Annotated in this window: 5 protein-coding genes; all 5 read right to left on the reverse strand. The window is 32.7% G+C overall.

Annotation, left to right across the window (positions count from 1 at the left end; genetic code table 11):
• Positions 1-183: NAD-binding protein (locus tag BACCOPRO_RS03150; protein ID WP_008140848.1), on the reverse strand; the 183-nt coding region annotated here is incomplete at its 3' end.
• A gap of 12 nt (positions 184-195) precedes the next feature.
• Positions 196-1,323 carry a glycosyltransferase family 4 protein gene (locus tag BACCOPRO_RS03155; protein ID WP_008140849.1) on the reverse strand — a complete coding sequence of 376 codons (1,128 nt, stop codon included), beginning with the start codon at positions 1,321-1,323 and terminating at the stop codon, positions 196-198.
• Positions 1,289-2,368, reverse strand: coding sequence for a glycosyltransferase (locus BACCOPRO_RS03160; protein ID WP_008140850.1), 1,080 nt, complete (start codon positions 2,366-2,368; stop codon positions 1,289-1,291). The genes BACCOPRO_RS03155 and BACCOPRO_RS03160 overlap by 35 nt, the downstream gene beginning before the upstream one ends.
• Complete coding sequence (locus BACCOPRO_RS03165) at positions 2,365-3,465, reverse strand: glycosyltransferase family 4 protein (protein ID WP_008140851.1); 1,101 nt, start codon at positions 3,463-3,465, stop codon at positions 2,365-2,367. Before BACCOPRO_RS03165 ends, BACCOPRO_RS03160 begins: the two co-directional genes overlap by 4 nt.
• 21 nt (positions 3,466-3,486) lie before the next feature.
• Complete coding sequence (locus BACCOPRO_RS03170) at positions 3,487-4,587, reverse strand: glycosyltransferase family 4 protein (RefSeq protein ID WP_008140852.1); 1,101 nt, start codon at positions 4,585-4,587, stop codon at positions 3,487-3,489.
• Between the last annotated feature and the right edge of the window lie 94 nt (positions 4,588-4,681).

Consider the following 4,681-nt stretch of genomic DNA (forward strand, 5'->3'; position numbering starts at 1 on the left):
CTCTTTTTCAGCCAGGTATTTTTCGATGTACTCGTCCTGAATCGGACTGATGCGGTTATTGATTTTCTCTACCTTTTCGGGGATTACGTCCACAGCCGTCACCTGGTGATGCTGGGATAAGAGTGTAGCGATGGACAGACCTACATAGCCTGTGCCGGCTACGGCGATAGTATAGTTTTTCATATCAAATGATATTTATTTATCTTGAAAAATAATTGTTTTAAGAATCTTAGATATCTGGTTTTCAAATTTGTCCAGCGTAAATTCGTGGTCAAATCTATCTTTTCCTGTTTGCCCCATACGCTGGCAAATATCAGGATGATCAATCAGGTATTCTATCTTTCCCGCTAAAATTTGTGGCTCTTGTTTTTTTACAATATAGCCTGTTTTTCCTTCTTGAATAATTGCAGAAATACCACCTTCATTGGTACTGATACATGCAATACCCTGTTCCATGGCTTCTAATAAAACTAAAGGAAAACATTCATTATTATAATAAGTTGGAAATACAAAAAGATCAGTCTTTTGAAAGAATGCATTCTTTTCATCTCCATATTTTGCGCCATGTGCAGTAATGTATTGTTCTAGACCATCTTCCTGAATTCGGGAATAAAAATCAGTTTCGGTAATATCACTCCATTTGCCAACAAAGTCACAGTGAAATTTCTTTCCTTCTTTTTTTAGTAGTCGGCAGGCTTCCACCAAATCCCATACTCCTTTTTCTTTCATCATATTTGAGAGGAAAAGGATATTGAAGTTTGGGTGAGACGTTTTTAGAGGGATTATTTCATTTGTTGGAATACCATTAGGGCAAATAGAAACATTTTCTCTTTTTACATATTTACTAATATCCTGATATAATGGTTCTGCTAACAAAATGACCTTTAGATTCTTAAAGAAATTTCTGTATAAGAAGTTATCTAAAAATTTGTGCTGGCGAGTAGCTATTCCTTTGTTATGATAATGTATCACAACTTTTTGTCTCATCGCTTTCAGCATCATTACAACTACAAAGTCTTTATAGAAAGCTCCTCCCTTTGCGTTGGGAGTTACATAACAGAGATCGGGTTGAAAAGCCTTAACTTCTTTCCGGATATTCCATAATTGTCGGATAAAATCCTTGAACTTGCGAATTCCTCCTTTCCCGATATCCTGTAGATTCTTTGCGAGTGTAAGGTTGAAATATCGGCAATCAAAAGCCTGATTGATTACCTGACTGTCATGAATATACTTCCCCATCATGGCTGCTCCGTGTACAGGAGGGGGCATATGCATAATGAAAAGTATTTTAGATTTGTTGTTCATATAGTTTTTCATATTCATACTGCATTTTTTCTATAGAAAAATGACTAGCAGCGAATTTATAAGCTTTCTCACATAAATATGTATAGGAATAGCTTTCGATATTTGTAAAAAGTCGAATAAATTCCTTTATGGAATTGTCTTTTACGGATAGTTCCCAGTCTTGAGGTAATGTATCTTTTAAACCCGGGCATGAATTTATTATGCTGGGAGTGTGAGCTAAGCTGGCTTCTATAGGCATTAATGCTAACCCTTCATGATTTGATGGCATAAATAAATAGTCGAAAGAATTTAAGTATTGTGATAAACCATATATTTTATTATAGGTAGCTACATTAGTCAGATTTTGAATTGAAGTATATAGTTTTTCTTTCATAGATCCGTCACCTACAATATGGAAAAAAAATCTTTTATCTTTTTCAAGTGCTGTAACTACATTTATTAACTCATCTATTCCTTTTTGATGTTCTAATCTACCAGCAAACAATATGTTTATAAGATTTGGTTTTAGGTATTGAAATTTTTTTTGTGGAACTTCTCTTAATCCATTATAGATAATGGGAGGTGTTGTTCCGCCGTATTCTTTTATATAGTTCTCTTGTGTAGAGGTAGATATCGCTACATTACAGTTATGTTTCAGATAGTATTTTTCTACGATCTTTCCTATAGCTTTCCAGTCATTCCATAGCTCTGTGTTATGAATTGTACGAATATATTTAGGCTTTATCCAAAATATTATCCATGAAATTTTTCTGAATATCCATAAAGCTAAATCAGGAACTTCCGTATGTGAATGAATGATATTGGGCTGAATTCTTATATATTTCCATATAAACCATGTCCAAAACAGGCAAAGAGCTATTTTCTTATTTTTGAATGGCGAGCAAAAAAAGGAAATGTTATAATTTTTGAGTTCTTCTTTCAGCTGATTGGTAAAAACTGAATTTCCTTTAACAACTTCTATTAAATAATATTTATAGTTTGGAGTAACTGATTGAGAGAGGTTGATGGCAACTCTTTCAGCTCCTCCCATATCAAAGGAGGTAATAATTTGTATAATTTTCATTGTAAATTAGGAAAATGAGATAGAAAGGTTTGAGCAGTTTTTTCCCATGTGAAAGATTCTAATATTCTTTTACGGGCATTGTAGGCTTTAACGTCACTTTTTATGATTGATGATATTTCTTGTATTGAATGGGCTATGAAACCTGACTTCTGATCTTCAATAATGCAATTAGGACCAGGTGCATTAATGGCTATTACAGTACAATTGTGATACATAGCTTCCAGAATTGCCATTCCAAAAATTTCATTTGGATTGAAATTAACCACATAATCAGCTATTTGGTAGTATGTATGTATTTCTTTATTTGGTATTTGTCCTAGATAGTTAATTTTTTGGTAATCTTTACTTTGGCTTAATTTAGTAATAAAACTGTCTTTTAATGGTCCATTGCTTCCGATAAAATATATCTGATATTCTTCATTCAGTTTTTCTGCTAACTCAAAAATATCAAAAGGATGCTTATCATGTCGTAAGGCACAAACACATACTATGATTTTTTTATTTAAGGGTATTCCTAATTGTCGTTTTAATTTTTCTTTATCTGGAATTATTGTGGGAATGGCGGTTAAATCTAGTCCAACAGGAGAAAATATGGCATTTTGCACTCCTTTTTTTTGCAATATCTGTGCCATGAGAGGCGTTTTGGCAAATACCAATGTTTTTTTGAAGGCTTTTATATTCCTCAGACTGATATAATCTAGTATCTTGCGTATTATAGGATTGGAATTACTGCTTGTAATTGTGCCTACATAGCAATAGTGTGGAATTTGTTTTTTTAAACAATAATCTATCGCATTAGGGACATATAGTAGATTGTCTGATTGAAGATGAAGTAAATCCAACTGATAAGGTTTTAGCAGGTTTAGATCCACAATGACATGATGGACTAATCTAAAACGGTAGGGCAGATAAATTTTGGTAATATTGGAGCTTATTTTTACCTCAGAAAAACAACGTTCATCGTGATGGCTTAACCAATATACAATGTAAGTTTGATGTCCAAGTTTCTCAAAAGCTTTTGCTAATCCTATCTCTTGAGCGTTGTAACTGCCATTGGTCCATTCTCCATAATCTAAATGAATATACCCGATTCTCATATTATATGTTCAAGTGGATTGTTATATGGATAATAATGGTTTTGTGATTACATCCCAATTTAATTGTTGTAGATAAGATTTGATTTTATCTTTTTCATCTTTTATAACATCAGGATGTTCTATAAGATATTGCATCTGTTCTTTTAGGGATTGTTCATCGTTAGGAGAACAGAAGAAACCTATTTTCCCATCATTTAATTGCTCTTTTAGTCCTCCAGTATTACTGGCAATAATGGGTACTCCATATTCTAAAGCAATAGGGATTACTCCAGATTGACTGGCATCTAGATAGGGAAGGACTAATATAGTATTAGGCTTATCAAAAAAAGATTGTATTTGTTCATCTGGTATGTAGCTGTTTATAATTTTTGTATTAGGCAGATTCTTGAAATCATTTACATATTCGTTAAAATCTCCACTGCCAGCTACTATTAACTCAATTTTGTTATAGATTGTAACTAATTGTTTATAGGCGTTTGCCAATACATGCAACCCCTTATATTTTTCAATTCTTCCGAAAAATAAGAATTTAATGTTTTTATTTGTGACTTGTTCTATATTGGAAAAATGTGATTCAGCTTGTTTTGCGTATTCTGTCATTCTTCCGTGGGGCATATAATGTATATTGTGGAGAGAAAATTTGAAGCGTTGTTCAACAATAGGAATGAAACTTTTGGTTAGTACAATGATATCATCTGCTTTTTTTATATACAGAGTTGTCATTAGACGTTCCGTTAATTTTACTCCCGTATGATGTATCGGATCATGACAAATAACAATTTTTTTACCATTAAAACAGTTTAATAGTGTACTTGCCCAAGGGTGATAAAATGTACTTATGACATAATCAAAATGAATACTTTTATATTGCTTTCTGATTCTAAATTGTTCTACTAAAAAAAAACGGATCGTTGCTTGTATGGCAGTCTGTCTTGTTCCCGTTTCAATGAAATGAACTTTTTTGAAAGTACTTTCTTTTTCCCAACTACTTCGATTGGAAATTTTATTGGATAAAACAACATATACATTGCACCCATTGGAAGCTAGTCCTTTAGCCATTTCAAGAGTAAATACAGGGCCTGCTCCCTCCTTGAAAAGAAAAGTTATGAGAATATTCTTCATGTCTAGGTGTTAATATTTATAAATCGTATCCCTCCTGGGTTAATAATTGTTTAAATTGGGATTCCTTATCTTTTTGATTTTTCTCTGAGAAAGG

The sequence above is a fragment of the Phocaeicola coprophilus DSM 18228 = JCM 13818 genome (genome assembly GCF_000157915.1).
In the GTDB taxonomy this organism is placed as follows: domain Bacteria; phylum Bacteroidota; class Bacteroidia; order Bacteroidales; family Bacteroidaceae; genus Phocaeicola; species Phocaeicola coprophilus.